Below are 21,733 nucleotides of genomic sequence, written 5' to 3' on the forward strand. Positions count from 1 at the left end.
ATCGTTTTTTTTTACGGTTTTACTAGCTTTTTCATTTTAGCTATTTTTTCATGGATTTGCAAAACTGAGATGCACCCAGTATATGTCTTGGACGCGATCGAGCAATTGTTTTTCTGAGTCTGTTACTTCGGCTAAGTTTTCTTGCCATTCTCGGAAAAATTCGCTGTTGCGAACTCGCTGCAAGCCGAATTTATCGATTAGATAGCGGAGGTTGATATCTCTTGCTTGTAGTTTTTGCATTAGGATTAATAAAGGCTTTTATGATTATTAATAAATTTAGCATAATTTGGTTTTTTAACCGCAGATGAACGCAGATGAAATTCTGGGTAAGTTAATTTGGCCCAGATGTCTGTTCATTGGGATTTGCGATCGGCAATTCGCTGTTTTTGCGCTGCTTGCATTTCCAGTAATTGTGGCACGGTTACAAAACGATATCCCTGCTGTTTGAGTTTGGGAATAATTGTAGATAGCGCCTCGACTGTTTGCTGGCGATTGCCGCCGCCGTCGTGCAACAATACGATCGCCCCTGATGTCGCTTGGGATAGCACGCTACGGGCGATCGCAGCGGCCGGAGGTTGCAGAAAGTCTTTAGGGTCGATCGACCACATGACGACTACATAATTTTTCTTTTTAGCGTAATCTGCCAAACCGTTATTTAAGCGCCCGCCGGGGGGGCGAAACAAGAAACTTTTTGCCCCAGTCGATCGATAAATATGAACGCCAGTATTATCTATTTCATCGGATGCTGTTTTTTCGGTAACATTGTGAGAATAGTGATGCCATGTATGATTGCCGATCGCATTTCCCGCTTGCACAACTCTTTTCGCGATTTCTGGATACTCCCGCAAGTTTGCACCCAAGCAGAAAAATGTGCCCACAACTTGATGTTTGTGCAAAACTTCTAATATTTTCAAAGTTTCAGGCGTTGGGCCATCGTCAAATGTCAGGGCGATAACTTTTGAGTTGTTAATACTGGCTTTATAAACAATTTGGCTGCGAAATTGCGCGGGCGGTGCGAAGACCAAAGGTTGTTCGGGAGGCTTGGGAGAGGGAGTTGCGGGGGGAGAATCGCGTGTTTGGGGTTTGGGCAGTTTCTGGAGGTTTGGCGGGGGATTTTTAACTGGTGCGATCGGTATTAGCGGATTTGAATTGGCGGTTTTTCTGTTTTCCGACAACAGAGAAATTGTGATGCTCAATCCGATAATTATAACGGTTTTAATAACCTGTTTTTTATGGCCTTTGCGACTCATCAGCTATAGGAGTTATTTGGAACAATCTCATTATGCCTGGTTCTGCTAGCTTAAAAATTTGGTAAATTATTTTTTTTTGCAAAACGTCGATCGCACTAAAGCTAGACTTAGGCTGAAACCGGGTTTTTTTAGGCAAATCAATCGTGGCTAGCCACCCTTTCCGCTATCAAAACCCGGTTTCTTAATAAAAAATCTACACTTTCAGGCTCTTTCTGCGACAATAAAACAACGTGATGACACCCTATCTGTCAAGGACTATCTACAATCGGCAAGTTTGCCGCGCCCTTTCATCCTCCGGTTCTTGCCACCCAAAAGCAAAATGACTCACCGCATTAATTTGCGGCGTCGCCGAGCGAATTGCCCGCATTTGAATCTCCAAAGACGGCCGATTTCTGAGAGGTTTTCCCCAATCTCCAGCAATGGCAGGAATAATTTTTGCTCCCGCAGGCGCTAAACTCACTGTCCGCTGCACCTGTGGCACAATGCAGCTTACATCCCCGCAATTTCCGTAAGACATGGCGTGGAATTCTACAGCAGCCGGAAAGCTGTCCCAAGGCTGTAATCTCGAATCATATCCCCCTTGATTTATCGCTTGATTTGCAGTGGGAAAAAACACTGCTCCTACAGGAATTCCCATCCTTTGAGCTGGTTGAATTGCTATCCCCAAAAAATCTAAAATTCCTTGGACGGCGTGAGCAACGCTCAGTTTCCACAGGTCTTTTTGCAGAATGCTAGTATCGGGAAGTGGCGGTGTCGCTTTTGATGTGGGAGTTGCAGCGTTTGGCTTGTTAGCGGGGGGAGTTGTTGAGGCTGTTCTTGATGCGACATTCTCTCCTCTAGAAGGTGGAGTGGCTACTGACATCGCCAGCGGAATTCGGCCCTGCCAAAGAGGTTCTCGCTCAGTTGGATACTGTTTGACTACTGCTTGAACGTCATTAGGATTGATAAATCCCTTAGTCAAATATCGCTGAATTAAATCTCGCCCTTGCTGATTGGTAGCCCGCTGCAAAAGAACTTGCTGCGATGCTGGGCCGTAAATCCACAAGTCTTGAACTTTGCTAGCAACTGAAGCGGGTCCGATGCCCCGTAAATAGCGAATGTAGTCGAATAACATTCCTTGGGGCTTGCGCTTGATTATTTGATTTACTAACAAAGTATAGTCTTGCCGTGCTTGTGGGTTGTACGGATCGATAAAGGCTTGATTGCCCGGAACTTCTCCGAAGTCCTGGTTAATTGCTGCGTCTTCACTTACTGTTAAACTTGTCTGATTTTTACCGTTGATAGCGAGGGTTTGCTGTCTGTCGGAACGCTGAGAATATGTATAGCCAAAGTTCATGGTAAATAACCAGGCGTATACTTTTAAACCTCGTTGTTTGCCTTTGGCGATCGCCTTTTCTAACAAGTCGTATTTCTCGTAGCCGCGATTTCTCACAACAGAAGGCCAAGCCGTAGGATTGTCTGCGACTGGTAGCAGCACTTGACCGTCATAAAATGTTTCTATGTAGACTTGGTTGTAGCCTTTATTCACAACTTTGTCTAATACTCGATCGAGTTCTCCGGGTCTGACATCGCAGGGATACAAACGCAGCCAAACTGCTTGGGTTTCGGGCCAAGTTTTTTGGCGGCATTCTGCTATTTCTCGCGCGTGTTTGTTCAAAACAGCAAAATATGCTTGCTGAGATTCCCCTTTTCCCGACAGCGCGGCGCGGCGCAAGTCTTCTTTTTGATTGACCTGTTCTTGGGATAATTGGCAATAGGCTGATGTTTCGGCAAAAGCTGGTTGATTTTCAATAAACGGCAAAACAAGCTGGCTGATGAAGCTACTGGTTAAAACAGCAGTTACCGCACTTAAAAAGCGTCGCTGGTGTTGAAAATTCGCGATGCGAGTTGGTGCAATTTTCATGGGAGAATGGAATGGGGTTGTTTGGTTTAAATTGGGTGGCGATCGCAAAAATGCGATCGCGTTCAACAAGCAGCTACAAATTTTCTACTTTTTTCGGTTGACTTAGTTATGGCACAAGTCGATCGCACAAGGCAAATTATATCTGGCGGCTATTTAAATTCAATAAGGGCGATCGGGTAAGATAAGACTGGGCGATTAAACCGCTGCTATGATGTTATACAAACTTTCCTCTGCCTAAGTGTTGGCGCGCAGGCACGCGCCTTCGCGGAATCAAAAATATAGGGGGTAAAAAGCCCGGATTTGATATCATATCCCGTTCGATTTTCAGTATTTTTTCACTAAATTCTGCATAAAAAAGCGCCTGGGTACAGTGGGCGCTAAAAGCAGTTGATATTTCTACTAAAAATTGTTAACACTCAAATATCAAGGATGAAAGATGAATTATTAAAATTTATCCTTGATCCTAAATTTAGAGATTAAGATCCTCTGTTGAGAGCCGCTTCTACTTGCTGAAATTCTGACTCAAGACGCTTTTTCAATTTTTCAGGAACGGGACGGTTTGGATAGGAACTGTAATGTCCTGCCAAAGAGTTTAATGCCGTCCGCATTGTCGTGAAAGATGCCAGCTTGGTAAGAGCGGGATCGCGGCGGTATGCAGCAAAAAAATCGTTGATACTTGTGCGAGCAGCGGCTTGAGCGGCTGCTTTTTCCGGCGCGCCCTCTGGCAAAGTGAGCGCTGTTCTCAAGCTCTTCACTAATGCTAATGTGTCTTGGCCATAATCTCCACTCAGAGTGGCTGGAACATTGGTACAGCCCGCTACGCCGATGACAACAACTAATACCAGGGCTAACAGACGGGAAATGTAATGCTTCATAAGGGTTAGAAAAATGGAAGCGAAAGCTGCAATGAAAATTAACCTTTATCCTATCTCGAATTGAGCTGATAATGCCAATTTTTCAAAACTTTTGCACCTTTACCATAAAACAGAAATTTTGTCAATCTAAAATCTAAAATCTAAAATCTAAAATCGATTGATTTCTCCAGCAACGACGGAGAGAATTTGGGTTTGTCGCAGCCACTGAGCATCAAAAGCGCCTAGGTGAGTTGTAGTAATCAGAGTTTGAAATCGTTCTTGAATTGTTTCTAAAAGTTGATTTTGGCGGCTCAGATCGAGTTCTGCAAGTACGTCGTCGAGCAATAGTAAAGGCGCTTCACCGACGACTTCTTCAATAAGCTGCAATTCGGCTAATTTTAATGCTAATACCAGAGTTCGCTGCTGACCTTGGGATGCGTATTGACGAGCTGGGGTATTGTTAATTGTAAATGTAATATCGTCGCGGTGGGGGCCGACTAAAGTGGTTCCTTGAAACTGTTCGGCGATCGCCCTTTTTTGAATTTTCTCTAAAAATGCTTGTCGCACTCCTTCGAGATTATCTTTAGCGATTAATTCCGCGCCTACTTCAATATTAGCATCGTATTTCACATCTAAAACTTCGGCTGAACCGCTAATTGAACGGTGCCAATTTCGAGCTAAAGGCATCAATCGCTCCAAAATTCGATCGCGCCTGCGGATCACGCGAGCGCCCGCTGTCGCCAACTGCGCGTCCCACAAAGCTAATTCCGAACGGGGAATGGGGAATTGGGAAGGGGGCATTGGGCATTGGGCATTGGGCATTGGGAATTCTGCGATATTTTGGTCTTCGGGAGTTTCAGATCCGATAAATCGCATCTTGTCAAAACTGTCGGAAAATTCCGCTTTCCTGATTTCTTTAGAACGTTTCAACAGAGCGTTTCGCTGGCGCAAAATTTGGTTGTACTGCTGCAAAATGTGAGCGTAAATCGGTTCTAACTGGATGACTAAGCGATCGATCCAATTGCGCCTTCCTTCGGGCCCGCCGCGCACTAAGTCCAAATCCAAACAAGAAAATTGCACTACATTTAAGACGCTCAAAAAGTCTAAATGGCGGCGCAGCGGTTCACCGTTGAGCTTCAGTGTTCTACGCGCCCCAGAGCGAAGAGTTAAAGCTAAGTCGATCGGTCCGGTTTGACGTTCGAGTGTAGCATCAATTTGCCCGATCGGCTTTGAGTCGAGTATTAAATCGCGATCGCGCCCTACCCTATGACTTTTTAATGTGGAAAGCAACTCTACCGCTTCTAACAAGTTAGATTTTCCTTGAGCGTTATTTCCTACTAAAATGGTTTTGGGAGCGTCAAAGGCTACCTTTTGATCGAAGTAGTTCCGAAACTGCCGTAGGTGCAGCGTTTTCAAATACATAATATTAGTAATTGGTAATTGGTAATTGGTGATTGGTAGGATGCGATCTTATAGAACCTTACCGTTTAGTAATTTGTAATCTGGTCATTATTGGTAATACAGTAGACTTATTGCATGATTTTTTGATTGATATGTCAACCGCAGATGCAAGGCAGATAAATACAGATAAACGCAGATAATTTCAAGACAGGAGAGCGAACGAAAGCAATGTTGTCTATTCTAGTATTGAAAATAGCACCCAATGCGATCGCTCTAGCTAATAAGGAAACATCGAGCAGTATGCGTTAGCCATTATTAACACTATTTTCTAGATTTGTACCAGCGCACAAACAGTTTTTCCATTTCAATCCAGACAAACATCAGGGCGCTGAAACCGAAGCAAACCATCAATTCAAACGCCGTTAAATAATGAGTGCCGAAAAATGCTCTCAGCGGCGGAACGTAAATCAGCATCAATTGCAGAATAGTAGTCACAATTACAGCCCCCCACACAAAAACATTAGTGAAGGGATTTAACTCAATAGTTAGCTGAGTGTTAGACCGAATTGCGATCGCGTGACCCATTTGCGCCAAACAAAGAGTTGTAAACACCATTGTTTTCCAAGCATCTGGATCGCCGTGCCCGGGAGTGTGAGTATATCCGTAAGCCCAGGACATCATCGCGATCGTCAAAATTGCAAAAATAATCCCGATCCGAATCATGTAAGAACCCAACCCCCGCGCAAAAATACTTTCTCGCGGACTGAAAGGAGGCCTTTTCATCACGTTCGGTTCCCCCGGTTCCACGGCCAAGGCCAAAGCGGGAACGCCGTCTGTTACTAAGTTCATCCACAAAATTTGCAGCGGCGTCAGCGGCACTCCTCCCAAACCGATTAAAGGTGCGGCCGCAATTGTCAAAACTTCGCCGATGTTGCTGCCCAAAATGTACTTAATAAAGCGGCGAATATTGCTATAAACCACTCGCCCTTCTTCAGCGGCGGCGACAATAGTTGCGAAGTTGTCGTCGAGGAGCACCATATCGCTAGCTTCTTTGCTGACATCGGTGCCGGTAATCCCCATAGCGATGCCGATATCGGCTTGTTTCAAGGCGGGGGCGTCGTTAACGCCGTCGCCGGTCATTGCGACAAATTTGCCCCAACTTTGCAAAGCTTGGACAATCCGCAATTTGTGCTCTGGGGAGACGCGGGCGTAAACGCTAACCTGTTCGACTTGCTGTTTGAGTTCTTCTTGGCTGAGCTTTTCTAATTCTTGACCGGTGAGAACTCGATCGCCCTCTTTAGCAATACCTAAATCGTAGGCGATGGCTTTTGCTGTCAACTGGTGGTCTCCTGTAATCATCACCACCCGAATGCCTGCATTGCGGCACTTCACCACTGCTTCCCACACTTCCGGGCGCGGCGCGTCCAGCATACTGACGAGTCCCAGCCAAATCATATCTTGTTCGCTGGTTTCCTCAGAACCTTCGGGCGGCACGTTTTCCCAGAGTTTGTACGCAAACCCGAGGACTCGCAAACCGCCGCTTGCCATGTTGTTGTTTTCCGCGAGGATGCGATTGCGCATTTCCTGATTTAAAGGTTGTACTCGATCGCCGACTATAATGCCTTTGCAGCGCTCCAAACTCAACTCTGGAGAACCTTTGGTCAGCATCAAATAATTCGGCTGCTGTCCTTCAACTGCGGGAAATCCCGAATTTCCGGATCTGCCGGGAACTTCGCAAATCACGCTCATCCGCTTGCGTTCGGAAGAAAAAGGAAATTCCGCCGTCCGCGGCAGCAATTGAGACTGTTTTTCCTTATATATGCCTGCTTTTCCCGCTACACAAAGCAGAGCTCCCTCCGTGGGGTCGCCCAAAATCTTCCATTCTTGCTGTTCTTGCTGCAATACTGCGTCGTTGCACACTGCACAGGCAATTAATAAAGATTCGAGTTCTGGATATTCCTCTAAATTATTAATTTGGGTCGATGTATGCCGATCGGTAAAATCTCCGATCGGGGCATAGCCAGATCCTGCGACGGCGACAGTGCAGTCGCCCGTAGACACTAGCTGAACTACCATTTTATTTTGAGTCAGAGTACCTGTTTTGTCAGAACAAATGGTAGTAACCGATCCCAAAGTTTCTACGGCCGGCAGTTTGCGAATCAGGGCGTTTCGCTTCACCATCCGCCTAGTTCCGAGTGCTAGAGTCACTGTCACGACTGCTGCGAGTCCTTCGGGAACCACAGCCACAGCCATGCTGAGAGAAACTTCTAACAACTCTTCCCACCTGCTGGTATCGAACCCGATGCTGCCGTTTTGGAAGGTAATCATGCCGCCGATGACGACAATTGCGACTAAGCTTAGGGCTCCGGAGACTAGAATCTTTCCCAACTGGTCCATCCGCTGTTGCAGGGGAGTCGGTTCGTTTTCTACTGACTGAAGCATGGTGGCAATTTTGCCCAGTTCAGTTTGCATTCCAGTGTTGGTGACGATCGCCTTTGCTCGTCCCTGAACAACTTCTGTGCCCTGAAAAATCAGGTTGAGTCGATCGCCCAAGGAAGCATCTTCTGGAAGTTCTAGATCAGCTTGCTTGGTAACTGCTAGAGCTTCTCCTGTCAAAGCAGATTCTCTGACTTGCAGATTTGATGTTTCGATCAAGCGTCCGTCTGCTGCTATTTTTACCCCAGCCTCTAACAGCATCACGTCTCCAGGTACGAGTTCCTTGGCGGCTATTTCCGAAGTTTTGCCGTCCCGCAGGACTCTGACTAGGGGGGAAGCGAGGTTTTTGAGGGCTGCGAGGGCTTTTTCAGCACTTTGCTCTTGGAAATAGCCGAGAATGCCGTTGAGTATGACGATCGCAAAAATGGCGATCGCATCTTTGGGAAAAGTATTCGACCTGATGTCCAAAAAAGCCGAAATCACTGCCACACCTATCAGCATCAACAACATGATGTTGGTGAACTGATCGACAAAAATCGACCACGGACTGCGGCCTCCTGTTTCTTCTAGTTCGTTGGGGCCGTATTGCTGCAAGCGTTCTGACACCTGTTGGCTGCTCAAGCCAGCGTCTTTGTTGCTGCTTAGCTGCTGGAGAGTTTTGTCAATTGCTACGGTGTGCCAAGAAGAGGGAGAATTTGAAGACATAAATTACGATCGAGCATGGGGCATAAAGGTGGTTGCGGCCGGACAGCTACAGCCGATCCATCTGGCTGATTACAGTGAGAGACTTTTAAGTTTTGAGTTCTGAATAAAAAACTGTTTAACTTGCGACTCGTTTTGGGCGGTTCGATGCCGAGGAAGCAAAAAGCTTTTAACTTCAATGCGTCTGGCGACTCGATCGCGCCGTTTGTAGACCTACCGCTGATAGCACCTATCCACCTTACTACTAAAAATTAGCAATTTCTTCGGCTTTTACCCAAGGCCCAACGGCTGAGTTTAGTCTTTAAATGGTGATATTTCGGGCAAAAGTTGTGGCTGTGGCGATCGGGTTCACAATCTTTGGGATTTTTCCCATACCGAATTCTGCAGGCATCCTGACATTGGGCAGAATTTTGGCTTTTTTCCCTATTCCCCCAGCCTTCTTTTACCAAAACTTAAATTTACTTAACACTTCTTAACAATCCCGCTTTTCCAGAGAAAGCCCACAAAGGCGATCGGCCCACGGGAGGGTTTGGGGCGGTTCCACCCCCACTGCAGGAGCGCTAGAAGCAAACTCATCATTTTTTTAGGCTATCGCGCATCTACCCTAGGAAGGAGTTTTGCCCGCATTTGCCCCCCCGATCTTTACCTTCTTAGAGAGATAAGTTTCTGTAATAATTTGTAATAAACAAAGACGGACGAGCATTGTATAAAGATTATCAGAGGGTTGAAACGACAGGCCAAAGTTAACCAAAACACTGATTGACAAGGTTTGTCGCAATCTCATAAAAGGTGTAAAATTTTCTAAGGTTTCTTAAACCTCCGTTGCAATGTAACAATAGTGCAGGTAGCGGAAAGGGAGAGAACGAGCCGGCAGGCATAGTAGCTGGCGTCTACCTTCAACCCTTGCAGGCTTAACAGCCTGAACAAATTTAACTTAACGGTTTTATACCGCAACCAAACTCAATTAACTCAAGTAGGAGAGTTGTTTCATGTTTGACGCATTTACAAAAGTGGTTTCCCAATCTGACGCTCGCGGCGAATTTCTAGCTCCGGGCCAACTAGATGCTCTCAGCAGCATGGTTTCCGACGCCAACAAGCGGATTGACGCAGTAAACCGCATCACCGGCAACGCATCCAGCATCGTAGCCAATGCAGCTCGCACCCTGTTCGCTGAACAGCCACAACTGATCGCTCCTGGTGGCAATGCTTACACCAACCGCCGCATGGCAGCTTGCTTGCGCGATATGGAAATCATCTTGCGCTACGTCACCTATGCAACATTTGCAGGCGACGCCAGCGTTTTGGACGATCGCTGCTTGAACGGTCTGCGTGAAACATACCAAGCTCTGGGAGTTCCAGGTGGCTCGGTTGCAGCCGGCGTGCAAAAAATGAAGGAAGCAGCAATCGCGCTCGCTAACGACCCCAACGGTGTTACCCGTGGTGATTGCAGCTCGCTGATGTCTGAAATCGGCAGCTACTTCGACCGCGCAGCTAATGCAGTCGGCTAAAAATAGCCAAGCGAACATTTCTTGTAAAGATAGCGAGCATCGCATTTTTGCAAACAATCATTTTTGTACAAAAACAACACAACATTAGGGAGAAACCAGAACAATGAAAACCCCTTTGACTGAAGCAGTAACAGCAGCCGATTCTCAAGGCCGTTTCCTGAGCAGCACTGAACTACAAGTCGCCTTCGGACGTTTCCGCCAAGCAGCAGCCGGTTTGGAAGCAGCCAAGGCTTTGACCGCCAATTCTCAGCGCTTGATCGACGGTGCAGCTCAAGCTGTGTACAACAAATTCCCGTACACCCAACAAATGCAAGGCCCGAACTACGCTTCTACCCCAACAGGTAAAGCCAAGTGCTCTCGCGACATCGGCTACTACCTGCGGATGGTAACCTACTGCTTAGTTGCAGGCGGCACCGGTCCGATGGACGAGTACCTGATTGCAGGTGTTGACGAAATCAACCGGACATTTGAATTGTCTCCTAGCTGGTACGTTGAAGCTCTCAAGTACATCAAAGGCAACCACGGTCTGAGTGGCGACGCTGCAACTGAAGCGAATTCCTACATCGACTACGCAATCAACGCCCTGAGCTAGATTTGCGTGATGCCCGGAATTGTAAGCTGCTGTTAGCTTAAGTGTTAGCGGTTGTTTAGAATTCCGGGCATCTGCGATCAAAGCCTAGTTTTGCAAATACTTTTTTTAAGCAGTTTTCAGTTTTTAAAGCAAAAAAGGGAGAAGCGAAGATGGCGGGATTAGGTGCAGCAGAACGGTTGGGAATAAAAGCATTTGAAGAAGCGGGACGGGTTGAACTGCGTCCACACTGGACGCAAGACGATGCGAAAGCAGTAATTCGTGCCGCTTACAGCCAAGTTTTCGGCAACGAATATTTAATGTCGAGCGAACGACTTACCAGTGCAGAATCTCTGCTGCTGCAAGGGCAGATTTCAGTGAAAGATTTTGTGCGGTCAATTGCACATTCCGAAACTTATCGGAAAAAGTTTTTTTATCCGAACTCGCAAACGCGGTTAATTGAGCTTAATTACAAGCATTTGTTGGGCCGCGCTCCTTACGACGAGTCGGAAATTGCTTTCCACGTTGATTTGTACAATGCAGAAGGCTACGAAGCTGAAATCAATTCTTACATTGACTCAGTTGAGTATGAAGAAAATTTTGGCGACAGTATAGTGCCTTACTATCGCGGTTTCGCGACTCAAAGAGGTCAAAAAACCGTCGGTTTTAACCGGATGTTTCAACTGTACCGGGGTTTTGCTTCGAGCGATCGATCGCAAAACCAAACCCAAGCCCGACTGACTTGGGAAGTAGCGAGAAATATGGCTTCCCCGATACACACGGCCTCCACCGGAAAAGCGCTGGGTGGGACTTCCGGCGGTTCTCGCGACCAACTCTACCGAGTCACCGCAATGCAAGGTTCGGCTAAGTTTTCGCCTCAAGTGCGGCGGACTACTACCGAATATCTCGTGCCTTACGAGCAACTTTCGAGTCGCTTGCAGCAAATCAACAAACGTGGCGGCAAAGTGGTAAGTATTACCACAGCTTAAAGTTTGTAAAGACGTTTTTTTGAAACGTCTTTAGCAAATTAGGACTAAGGCTAAAAAATTCTTCAATTTTATGTGTATAGGTAAGGTGTGCAGTGCACACCCTACTTTGAGGCATATTATCCTTAGTCCTAAAAATTTCAAGTGCAACCAAGCATTAAACTTTTGTCATTAATAATTTAGGAGAAAATCTGGTGGCGATTACGACAGCAGCGTCCAGACTGGGAACATCCGCATTGAGCGATGCGCCGAAGGTAGAACTGCGCCCGAACTACACGAAAGACGACGTAGAAGCTGTGATTCGTGCAGTTTACCGTCAGGTGCTGGGCAACGACTATTTAATGAAATCCGAGCGACTTACAAGTTCCGAGTCTTTGCTGCGGGACGGCAGTTTGACGGTACGAGAATTTGTACGGGCTGTAGCTAAGTCAGAACTGTACAAAACCAAGTTTTTCTACAACAGCTTCCAAACTCGGACGATCGAACTAAACTACAAACACTTGCTCGGTCGCGCTCCCTACGACGAATCTGAAGTAGTTGAGCACTTAGATTTGTACCAAACACAAGGCTACGACGCTGATATTGATTCTTACATCGATTCAGTAGAGTATCAAGAAAACTTTGGCGAAAGTATCGTGCCTTACTACCGTGGCTTTAACACCCAGCGTGGTCAAAAAACCGTCGGTTTTACCCGGATGTTCCGGTTGTATCGCGGCTATGCAAACAGCGATACATCTCAACTAGAAGGCAATAACTCTCGCTTAGCTGTCGAACTCGGCACTAACAGCGCTACGGCTGTAGTTGGGCCTTCTGGCGGTAACGAAGGTTGGGCATATCGACCTTCTGCCAGAAACGTAACTCCCGGCAGCACTTTCGGCGGTGCGGCAGCTTACGGCAAAGAAGGGCGGCTGGTGCGCGTGGAAGTTTCGGGCATTCGCACGGGCGGCTATCCCAGCGTGCGCCGCAGCAGCAAGGCTTTCATCGTACCTGTTGAGGATTTGTCCTCGCAAATGCAGAAATTTCAACGCATGGGCGCGAAAATCGCCAGCATTACTCCAATTTAGTCAGTTGGCAGTTGGCAGTTGGCAGTTACTAGCTTTTAGTCAACAGTCAACAGTCAACAGTCAACAGTCAACAGTCAGAATTACCAATTACCAAGAAGCTTATGTTGGGTCAAATTGTAGCTGGAAAAAGTGGCAATACAGCTTCGGCGGGTCGCTGCTTTCGGTATGAAGTCGTCGGCTTGCGCCAAAGCGATGAAACAAATAATGTGGATTATTCGATTCGATCGAGCGCGAGTACATTTATCACCGTGCCTTACAATCGGATGAATCAAGAAATGCAGCGGATTACTCGCATGGGCGGGAAAATTGTGAACATTCAGGCTTTAAGTGCGATCGCAGAATCATCGCATGAATCATCGCATGAATCATCGCATGAATCATCTGGTGATCACCAATAGTTTGTTTGCAGGGGCGATTTTCATCGCTCCTACACAAGCTAGAAGGGGCGATGAAAATCGCTACTAGACAAACAAAGTCCACTCCACAAGCGGACTAAGAGTTAATTTAACCCGCCCCGGCGGGTTTTGTGTGTTTAGTAGCGATTTTCATCGGCGAGTTTCCCTAAGACTTGCAGGTTTTTTCTGTGTAGCAGCCATTTCAATCGCCGAATAACTAATAACTAATAACTAATAACTAATGACTATGGATTATTACGAATCCGACTCACCGCCGGCGGGTGTAGCTGAGAGCGAGTCTTTAACAGTAGAAAAGGCGATCGCAAATTTGCACTCCCAAGATTACAGTCTCCGGTATTATGCTGCTTGGTGGATTGGCAGATTTCGAGTCAACGAACCAGCAGCTATTGCAGCTTTAATTGCCGCATTGGAAGAAGAGTCAGAACAAACAAAAATCGGCGACTATTCCCTATTGCGAAATGCGGCGCGGGCCCTGGGTAAATTGGGCGATAAACAAGCCTTGCCGGCCCTGATTCGCTGTTTGGAATGCGCCGATTATTACGTGCGGGAAGCGGCGGCTCAAGCTCTAGAAATGCTGGGCGATCGCGATTCTATTGCGCCGCTAATGAAGCTATTGGATGGGGGCGTAGCTGTGGCTGTGCGAGTGCCTGGAAAATCGCACCTTGTGCAGCCTTACGACTCGGTAATTGAAGCTTTGGGAACCCTGCAAGCGACAGAAGCAATACCGCTAATTTCACCTTTTTTAGAACATTCTGTGGAGCGGGTGCAGTACGCTGCGGCGCGGGCGATGTATCAGTTGACTGGCGACCCGGTTTACGGAGAGCGGTTGGTAACTGCTCTGAATGGGGATAATTTGCAGTTGAGGCGATCGGCTTTGATGGACTTGGGGGCGATCGGCTATTTGCCGTCTGCGCCAGCTATTGCTGAAACTTTAGCAGAAAATAGCATGAAATTGATTGCACTCAAAGGAGTTTTGGAGCATCACCTCAATCAACAAGAATCACTATCTTTGTCAGATGATGCTATCCGCGTTATGGATTTAATGGATTGTTTACTGTGAAAAAATTAGTTCACAACTAAAATAGGATTGCTGTAGAGATTCTCAATTGTCTGCCGTATATTTAGGACACAGCAGTGCTGTTTCCCTACGGCATATCTGTATTTTAGGCAGGACACAGCAGTGCTGTTTCCCTATCTATTTTGATGAGAATGTTGGTGGGTGATGCGGCAAAAAGTTCGATCGCGCGATCGACCCAACCTACAATTAAAATAGTCACGGTAAAGCTTACAAATAAATGGCATTAGAACTAATTCAGGCTGTCGAACAAGCAGATTCTTCCGAAGGCTTGTTAAACTCAGTCAAAGCACTGGCGGCGGCTGACTCAACAGAAGCAATTCCTACCTTAATTACAGTGCTCGGCTACAACAACCCAGGCGCCGCAGTTGCCGCCGTTGAGGGACTGATTCAACTCGGAGAAGCTGCCGTGCTGCCGCTTCTAGAACAGCTTGACGGCTACAATTACGGGGCGAGAGCTTGGGCTGTTCGGGCTTTGGCGGGAATTGGCGACCCCAGGGGTTTGGAGATTTTGCTCGATGCGGCGGCGAATGACTTTGCTTTGAGTGTGCGGCGGGCCGCGGTTAGGGGTTTGGGGACGATTTGCTGGCAACTGATGGCGGCAGAACAAATTGCAGATGCTCAACTTCGCGCTGTGAAAACGCTACTGCAAGCGTCCCGAGATCCAGAATGGGTGGTTCGCTACGCAGCAGCGGGGGGTTTGCAAGCTTTGGCGAGTGCTGCGACTGTTAAACCGGATTGGTTAGCGGAAGTTTCGGCTAGGCTTGAGGAAATCGCCCAAAGCGATGAAACTACTTCAGTTAGGGCCCGGGCTTTGCTTGCTAAGGAAAAATTGTCACTTGGCTAGGGTTTTGGCGATCATCTCTTCCAAGTCCCCTTGACTGAGAGTGGTTAATATAAAGACTTCTTGTACGGTTTTGCCCTGTCTGGCGATGATTTTAAATCCCCCGCGGATGGGTACTGACACTCTTAATGTCATGCGCGGGATGTGTCCTTTAACTTTGTTGATGACACCCGGAGTGACAGTTTGAATGCCGATTTTTAGGGTAAGGCGCTCTAAAATTGGTATCAAACCGGGAAGGTGGGTAGAGTGATTCCAAACTAGGCGGCCTTTGGGTTGTGCGTTCATAAATTTTTAACCAAATTCAACATACCCAGTCTAAGCTACCCCTGGGTGGAACCAGTTTGAAATTCCCTCAACTTATGTATCAATAACGTTACTGTGCGTGTCATTGCCAGCAAACCGACGCAATCTCAAACCTAGATTTTTGCTTCCTGGCGCGCAAGCTAAGATTTGATGGCGCAGAATTGTCCTGTACTTTTTGAGGTTGTGGGTTGGCAACTGTCGGTTTTTCTAGTTGAGTTGCGATCGCCTGGAGCATTTCTTTGACGCTGCAAGGTTTCTTGAGATAGCCGTCTGCTTTGAGTTCGAGAACTTTTTCCATTTCTGAACCCGTCATAAAAATAAACGGAATGCTGGCGGTTGCAGGGTGCGATCGCACGGCTGCGAATACTTCAAAACCGTCTAGTTCTGGCATCATGACATCAGACAAAATTAAATCGGGAATTTCGGCTGCTAACTGGATACCAACTTGTCCGTTTTCGGCGCCGACAACTTCAAAACCGTGTGCTGCCAGAAGTTCTAATACAGTTTCTCGGATTAAGTTATTGTCTTCAATTACTAATATTTTTTTCATTTGTTTTAGCTAGCTTTTTAGTTCGTTGGTATTTATCTATTATAATTATTGCAAGTAAGTTTTAAGATATTCAATAGGGTTATTGCAAAAAACCGCTTTTTACGTGTTTTTACGGGTAAAGTGCGATCGCAGCTAGGTGCAATATCTCATAAATCCGCCGATGAGCTGAGCGCGAAGCTACAAACTGCGAAGTTCACAAATTTCGGGCGATCGGTTCAGTTGAGAGTTGACTGTTGACTGTTGATAGCGACCTCTATCTGGAAGGAAGAGGATTGGAGTAAGGAATAGTCTTCTTTTAATTTCTCCCGATCAGGGAGAGGCTTTAAACCAATTTTTTCGGGTAAAATATACATTGGTGTATCGCGATTTGTTGAGGAAAAGGATATGTCAGAATTTCTAGACTTTCTCAGACATCAGTTTGCTTACGTTGCCATTGGCGAATTTAAACCCGGAAAATTTAAAGAAGCAGAAGAACTTTTTGAAAAAGCCGTTGCAACTTATGCTACAGGTTTTAAGGGAGCATACCTCCTGCAATTGCCCAATACAGACAAAGGTATTGCCATCATTTTTTGGGAAAGCGTAGAAGAGATGGCCGCCAATCAAAGCCAAGCTTATCAGGAAATATTAAAGCAGATGACGCCTTTGTTTGCGAAAATTCCCGATACTGATGTTTATGAAATCGTCAGTGAAATTCAGCCTAAAAGTGAATAGACAAGATTGCAAAAGTCCTTTTAATCAAATTTTAGGACGATGCTCAAAGCCCATCCCACAAAAATATTTTTTTCTTGTGGGATGGGCTTTGAGCAGCGTCCTAGCTATTTTTGCAATTCAAGTCTAATAATTAAAAATCCTGCAACCTGCGCGTCATTCCCATTCCCATCGGCGTCTTTCGCCCGACTCCGCTGTAAAGTGCAAAATCAGCTAAAGCATTAATTTGCTTAATAGCAACCGGATTAACATCTCCCATAATTCGGTAACTAACATCGCCGACGCAGCCAATAAATTTACTTCGAGAATCTGTACTAACTTCTGTTCGGATATCGAAGAAACTGGGGAAAATAGCTTCTGTGAAAGTAGGTTCGATCGCAATCCCGCTATATTTATTCCAGCGATTCACTAAACTGCCAAAAACACTTTCTCTACTTGGCATAGCACTATCGTATACACCTTGCCGAAAATTAGTAGGAGTGCAAAAAGTAAAAGCAATTTGGCGCTCAGTTTCCGAAGCTCTCTCGAACAATTCGGTGTAAGTACAAAATTTTACCCACGGCTGGTTTGATTGCGGTTCGCTCAAAATATTAGTAATGTATATATTTGTCGGGCCCAGATGCCAGGGGCGATCGAAATTGAGTTGCTGCCAAAGTTGAGTTAGGCGATCGAACAAACCGTCATCCAGGAGAGTAATTCGCCACCAAATCGGCGTATTTTCCTGAATTGCTTGCTTGTAATCCCACTGTACAGCCTGTGAAATTGTGCGGGAAGCCGGAGGTAAAACTCTCTTTTGTGGCTGGGGCGTGCTGCTTTTGTAAGCCTCTTTTCTGCTTACTTGAAAAGGGCTTAAAGTGAAAGCTTTTTCCTGAGATTGGTCGTGCAGGTACGCGCTCAAATCGCTGTCTACAGCACTCACAAGGTTCAAAAATAAAGCGTGGAGATGCCGTCCCGTTAAAAACTGAGATGGAATTGGTGCAACTGGCAGCAGGTTTAAAACAAGGCTGTGGGGCATTTTAAAATTTATATACTGTGTCTGTATATATTTTCAGCTAGTATTAGTATTACAGCTAAGTTGCAACTTAGATTAAGGAATTTTCATCACGTAAGGTGCACACTGTACACCCTACGTTTACGACGATTTATGGAGCGTGTACACCTACGTTTAGGTGGTAATATTGAGGCAAATCTCTGTGCGGTAAACTTTTAGGAGATCGTAATTTCGGACGACAAATAAACGTCTTGGATGGCGTTGAACAATTTTACACCTTCTTCAAAGGGACGCTGAAAAGTTTTGCGGCCGGAAATTAAGCCACATCCCCCAGCGCGCTTGTTGATTACCGCCGTGCGAATTGCTTCTGCAAAATCGCTTTTCCCGGAAGCACCACCGGAGTTAATTAAACCCATCCTTCCCGCATAACAGTTGAGCACTTGATAGCGAGTTAGATCGATCGGGTGATCCGTTGTCAAATCCGAATAAACCCGCTTGTCGGTTTTGCCGTAACTGTGACCGCTAGCTTTAGCCACAGCTTCGTAACCGTTATTGCACTCGGGCAACTTCTGCTTAATAATGTCAGCTTGAATTGTCACTCCTAAATGATTTGCTTGACCTGTCAAATCTGCCGCAACGTGATAATCTTTGTCTTGTTTAAAAATATCGTTGCGGAGGTAGCACCACAAAATTGTCGCCATTCCGTATTCGTGAGCGTGAGCAAAAGCTTGACTGACTTCTTGGATTTGCCGCGTCGATTCCGGGGAACCAAAATAAATTGTTGCTCCGACTGCAACTGCTCCCAAATTCCAAGCTTGCTCGACGGTCGCAAACATTATTTGGTCGTATTGATTGGGATAAGTCAGCAATTCGTTATGATTGAGCTTGGCAATAAAAGGGATTTTATGCGCGTATTTGCGAGATACGCTTCCCAAAACTCCCAGTGTTGTCGCGACAGCATTGCAGCCAGCCGAAATTGCTAATTTAATGATGTTTTCGCTGTCAAAATAGATGGGATTTGGTGCAAAAGAAGCGGCCGCTGAGTGTTCGATTCCTTGGTCTACTGGCAGGATCGATAAATAGCCGGTATTAGCCAAGCGTCCGCTAGAATAGAGTTGCTGAAGCGATCGCAAAACTTGAGGAGATCGATCGGTTTGAGCAAAAATGCGATCGACCCAATCCGGACCCGGCAGGTGCAACAAATCTTTAGAAACTTTTGCTTGATGGGTGAGCAAGTCTTCGGCTTCGTCGCCAAGCCAAGATTCGATCGAACTGGGAACTGATAGTGTAGCTGTCATACAGATTTCCCTCTCAATTTCAATTGCAGGCTGATGATTGCAGACATTAGCCTTGCTGATATTGTAGCGAAAAAATCATATTTTCCATCCCCTCAACGATAGACCCAGTTTTTAACAAGTTAGCGACAACAGCAGCTAGGACGCGCTACTCTATAATAAGCTGGCAGTTCAGCCGGATCGGCGCTGCCAGCGATCGCCGATCGACTCACAACTTTGCCATCACAATGTCACAAACTTACTTTGATTCTGAAAACGCTCACAAATCCTTCGAGATGCCCGGTGCCAGGCCGCACTACAACCCCGATCGCCCTGGTCAAGTAGAGCACATTTTCCTCGACTTAGTGCTGAATATTCCCAAACAAAGCTTTCGTGGCACTTGTAGCATCCGCATCAATCCAGTCCGCAGCGGTATTGACAAATTAACCTTAGATGCGGTAAACCTGAATATTAAATCAGTAAAAGTCGGCGAAATTGAGCAAAATTTCGACAGCGATGGCGAAGTGCTGCAAATTCAACTGCACGAACCAACAGAAGCTTACCAACCAATTACAATTGCGATCGAATACTCGGTCGAAAAACCCCAGCGCGGCCTCTATTTCGTCGGCCCGGACAAACACTATCCAGACAAACCAACACAAGTTTGGACTCAAGGCGAAGATGAAGATTCCCGCTTCTGGTTTCCCTGTTTCGACTATCCTGGACAACTCGCTACTTCGGAAATTCGAGTGCAAGTTCCGAGACAATTATTTGCTATTTCCAACGGCGAATTAATTAGTACCAAAAACGAAGGCGACGATAAAATTTATCACTGGGCCCAAACCCAGGTACACCCGACGTATTTAATGACCTTAGCAGTCGGAGATTTTGCCGAAATTAAAGACGAATGGAACGGCAAACCAGTTAATTATTACGTGGAAAGAAGCCGCGAAGCAGACGCTAAGCGCAGCATGGGCAAAACGCCTCAAATGATTGAATTCTTCTCTAAAGCATTTGGCTATCCTTACCCTTTTCCCAAATACGCTCAAGTCTGCGTCGATGATTTCATCTTCGGCGGTATGGAAAACACTTCCACAACTTTGCTGACAGATAGGTGCTTGTTAGACGAACGCGCTACCCTCGACAATCGAGGCACTGAAAGCTTAGTAGCCCACGAATTGGCTCACCAGTGGTTCGGCGATTTAGTAGTAATTAAACATTGGTCTCACGCTTGGCTGAAAGAAGGCATGGCTTCTTATTCCGAGGTGCTGTGGACTGATAAAGAATATGGCAAAGAAGACGCGGCTTACTATATGTTAAATGAAGCCCGCAGTTATTTAGCTGAAGATAGTTCCCGCTACCGGCGGCCGATGGTTACTCACGTTTACCGCGAAGCCATTGAATTGTACGATCGCCATTTGTACGAAAAAGGCGCTTGCGTTTATCACATGATTCGCGCCGAGTTGGGCGACGAATTATTTTACAAAGCAATTCACACTTTTGTGCGGGATAACGCTCACAAAACTGTAGAAACGATCGATTTGCTCAGGGCGATAGAAAAGGCTACTGGTCGCAATCTCATGTTTTTGTTTGATCAGTACGTTTATCGTGGCGGTCATCCAGATTATAAGGTTGCTTATTCCTGGGATGGCGACAGCAAATTAGCAAAAGTGACTGTAACACAAACTCAGGTAAAAGACAGCAAAAATGACAACGGCAACAGCAAAGATGTATTCGATCTAAAAATTCCGATCGGCTTCGGTTACAAGCCGGAAAAAGAGGCAGACGATGAGAGTTCTGCACGTTCAACCCAGAACCTAAAAACTTTCACAGTGCGAGTCTACGAACGCGATCAAAGCTTCTATTTTCCTCTCGAAGAGAAGCCTGCATTTATCAGTTTTGATGTCGGCAATAAATACTTAAAAACTGTTGTGTTAGAGTATGGAGTTGCGGAAATAAAAGCTCAGTTGCAATTCGATCCAGACCCGGTTTCCCGGATTTACGCTGCCCAAGCTTTGGCGAAAAAGGGAGGACTAGAAGCGGTGAAAACGCTGTCAGAAGTTCTCAAGAAAGAGCCGTTCTGGGCAGTACGGGCGGAAGTTGCCGGTCAGTTAGTTGAAATTAAACTCGACCAAGTTTTTGAAGGTTTAGTAAGTGGTTTAAAAGATAAAGATGCTCGTGTTCGTCGCGCGGTGGTGAATGCGCTGGGTAAAATCCAAACTCACGAAACTTATAAAGTGCTGAGGTCGATCGTCGAAAAAGGCGACGACAGCTATTACGTAGAAGCAGCAGCAGCGAGTGCTATGGGCTCCATTGCAGGGGCTAACCCCGACGAAAAACCGACCGACGAACAGGTACTGAAAGAGTTAAAATTGGTGCTGAAAGAGCGTCAGGGCTGGAATGAGGTAGTGCGATCGGGTGCGATCGCCGGTTTGGCGCAGATGAAAACTTCTGAAGATGCGCTGAATCTAATTTTGAAATACACAGCCGTCGGTACTCCGCAAGCTTTGCGCTTGGCTGCAATTCGATCTTTGGGCACAATTTCGACTGGTCAAACGAAGGTCAATTTAGAACGGATTTTGCAGCGATTGGCAGAATTATCTAAAGAGACGTTTTTCTTGACTCAAGTCTCTGTAGTAGTGGGATTAGGACAAATGCAAACTCGCAAAGCAATTCGCATTTTGCGTTCTTTAGCTGACCAAACTCCCGATGGCCGCGTCCGCCGCATGGCTGATGAAGCTGTGCAAAGAGTGCAGAAAAATGCTGGTTCTGATGCAGCGGTAAAGCAGTTGCGGGAGGAATTAGATCAGGTGAAAAAGGAGAATCAAGATTTGAGGAGTCGGATGGAAAATTTGGAGGCTAAGGCGAAGAAAGATTAGGTGTAAAACCTCATACCGACA

19 protein-coding genes are annotated in these 21,733 nt (G+C 46.2%); 9 read left to right on the top strand and 10 right to left on the bottom strand.

The features are described from left to right. Positions 1 to 48 precede the first annotated feature (48 nt). The 6 genes from QUA40_RS09155 to QUA40_RS09180 form a co-directional block, all read right to left on the bottom strand. The gene (locus QUA40_RS09155) at positions 49 to 240 is read right to left on the bottom strand and encodes a hypothetical protein (RefSeq protein ID WP_333124283.1); all 192 of its coding nucleotides are present in this window, start codon (positions 238 to 240) and stop codon (positions 49 to 51) included. Positions 241 to 353: 113 nt separating this feature from the next. After that, positions 354 to 1,250, bottom strand: a complete 897-nt coding sequence (locus tag QUA40_RS09160; RefSeq protein WP_333124286.1) for a polysaccharide deacetylase family protein — start codon at positions 1,248 to 1,250, stop codon at positions 354 to 356. 259 nt (positions 1,251 to 1,509) lie between these two features. Then, positions 1,510 to 3,153, bottom strand: a complete 1,644-nt coding sequence (locus tag QUA40_RS09165; protein WP_333124288.1) for a family 10 glycosylhydrolase — start codon at positions 3,151 to 3,153, stop codon at positions 1,510 to 1,512. Positions 3,154 to 3,629: 476 nt separating this feature from the next. Next, the gene (gene psb27 / locus QUA40_RS09170; RefSeq protein WP_333124289.1) at positions 3,630 to 4,028 is read right to left on the bottom strand and encodes a photosystem II protein Psb27; all 399 of its coding nucleotides are present in this window, start codon (positions 4,026 to 4,028) and stop codon (positions 3,630 to 3,632) included. Positions 4,029 to 4,175: 147 nt separating this feature from the next. Further along, positions 4,176 to 5,429 carry a DNA replication/repair protein RecF gene (locus QUA40_RS09175; protein WP_333124291.1) on the bottom strand — a complete coding sequence of 418 codons (1,254 nt, stop codon included), beginning with the start codon at positions 5,427 to 5,429 and terminating at the stop codon, positions 4,176 to 4,178. Between the two features lie 300 nt (positions 5,430 to 5,729). After that, positions 5,730 to 8,549: a cation-transporting P-type ATPase gene (locus QUA40_RS09180; RefSeq protein WP_333124295.1), complete on the bottom strand. Its 2,820-nt coding sequence runs from the start codon at positions 8,547 to 8,549 to the stop codon at positions 5,730 to 5,732. A gap of 986 nt (positions 8,550 to 9,535) precedes the next feature. Here QUA40_RS09180 and QUA40_RS09185 point away from each other — a divergent pair. The 7 genes from QUA40_RS09185 (at position 9,536) to QUA40_RS09215 (ending at position 15,010) form a co-directional block, all read left to right on the top strand. Continuing rightward, positions 9,536 to 10,054 carry a phycocyanin subunit beta gene (locus QUA40_RS09185; protein ID WP_333124298.1) on the top strand — a complete coding sequence of 173 codons (519 nt, stop codon included), beginning with the start codon at positions 9,536 to 9,538 and terminating at the stop codon, positions 10,052 to 10,054. Positions 10,055 to 10,157: 103 nt separating this feature from the next. Continuing rightward, positions 10,158 to 10,646 (top strand): phycocyanin subunit alpha, encoded by a 489-nt coding sequence (gene cpcA, locus QUA40_RS09190; RefSeq protein WP_006631256.1) that lies wholly within the window; start codon positions 10,158 to 10,160, stop codon positions 10,644 to 10,646. A gap of 149 nt (positions 10,647 to 10,795) precedes the next feature. Next, positions 10,796 to 11,611, top strand: a complete 816-nt coding sequence (locus tag QUA40_RS09195; protein ID WP_333124301.1) for a phycobilisome linker polypeptide — start codon at positions 10,796 to 10,798, stop codon at positions 11,609 to 11,611. A 191-nt stretch (positions 11,612 to 11,802) separates the two neighbouring features. Further along, positions 11,803 to 12,672, top strand: a complete 870-nt coding sequence (locus QUA40_RS09200) for a phycobilisome linker polypeptide (protein WP_333124304.1) — start codon at positions 11,803 to 11,805, stop codon at positions 12,670 to 12,672. 101 nt (positions 12,673 to 12,773) lie between these two features. Next, a complete protein-coding gene (locus QUA40_RS09205) occupies positions 12,774 to 13,070 on the top strand; it encodes a phycobilisome linker polypeptide (protein ID WP_333124306.1) in 297 nt (98 codons plus the stop codon). 238 nt (positions 13,071 to 13,308) lie between these two features. Further along, a complete protein-coding gene (locus QUA40_RS09210) occupies positions 13,309 to 14,148 on the top strand; it encodes a HEAT repeat domain-containing protein (RefSeq protein WP_333124308.1) in 840 nt (279 codons plus the stop codon). A gap of 235 nt (positions 14,149 to 14,383) precedes the next feature. Continuing rightward, positions 14,384 to 15,010 (top strand): HEAT repeat domain-containing protein, encoded by a 627-nt coding sequence (locus QUA40_RS09215; RefSeq protein WP_333124311.1) that lies wholly within the window; start codon positions 14,384 to 14,386, stop codon positions 15,008 to 15,010. Here QUA40_RS09215 and QUA40_RS09220 read toward each other — a convergent pair. Then, a complete protein-coding gene (locus QUA40_RS09220; RefSeq protein WP_333124314.1) occupies positions 14,999 to 15,292 on the bottom strand; it encodes a DUF2103 domain-containing protein in 294 nt (97 codons plus the stop codon). The genes QUA40_RS09215 and QUA40_RS09220 overlap by 12 nt on opposite strands. Before the next feature lie 100 nt (positions 15,293 to 15,392). Then, entirely contained in the window at positions 15,393 to 15,860 is a 468-nt protein-coding gene (locus QUA40_RS09225) for a response regulator (protein ID WP_333124317.1), read from the bottom strand. A 384-nt stretch (positions 15,861 to 16,244) separates the two neighbouring features. On the opposite strand from QUA40_RS09225, the gene QUA40_RS09230 reads away from it, so the two are divergent. Beyond that, positions 16,245 to 16,571, top strand: coding sequence for an antibiotic biosynthesis monooxygenase (locus QUA40_RS09230; RefSeq protein WP_333027158.1), 327 nt, complete (start codon positions 16,245 to 16,247; stop codon positions 16,569 to 16,571). A 130-nt stretch (positions 16,572 to 16,701) separates the two neighbouring features. Here QUA40_RS09230 and cas6 read toward each other — a convergent pair whose 3' ends face one another. Next, a complete protein-coding gene (gene cas6 / locus QUA40_RS09235; protein ID WP_333124319.1) occupies positions 16,702 to 17,583 on the bottom strand; it encodes a CRISPR-associated endoribonuclease Cas6 in 882 nt (293 codons plus the stop codon). A 191-nt stretch (positions 17,584 to 17,774) separates the two neighbouring features. Continuing rightward, positions 17,775 to 18,857: a class I fructose-bisphosphate aldolase gene (locus QUA40_RS09240; protein ID WP_333124321.1), complete on the bottom strand. Its 1,083-nt coding sequence runs from the start codon at positions 18,855 to 18,857 to the stop codon at positions 17,775 to 17,777. Between the two features lie 224 nt (positions 18,858 to 19,081). Between QUA40_RS09240 and QUA40_RS09245 the strand changes: the two genes are divergently transcribed. After that, a complete protein-coding gene (locus QUA40_RS09245) occupies positions 19,082 to 21,712 on the top strand; it encodes a M1 family metallopeptidase (protein ID WP_333124325.1) in 2,631 nt (876 codons plus the stop codon). Positions 21,713 to 21,733: the final 21 nt, after the last annotated feature.

It is taken from the genome of Microcoleus sp. Pol11C3 (assembly GCF_036701485.1).
In the GTDB taxonomy this organism is placed as follows: domain Bacteria; phylum Cyanobacteriota; class Cyanobacteriia; order Cyanobacteriales; family Microcoleaceae; genus Microcoleus.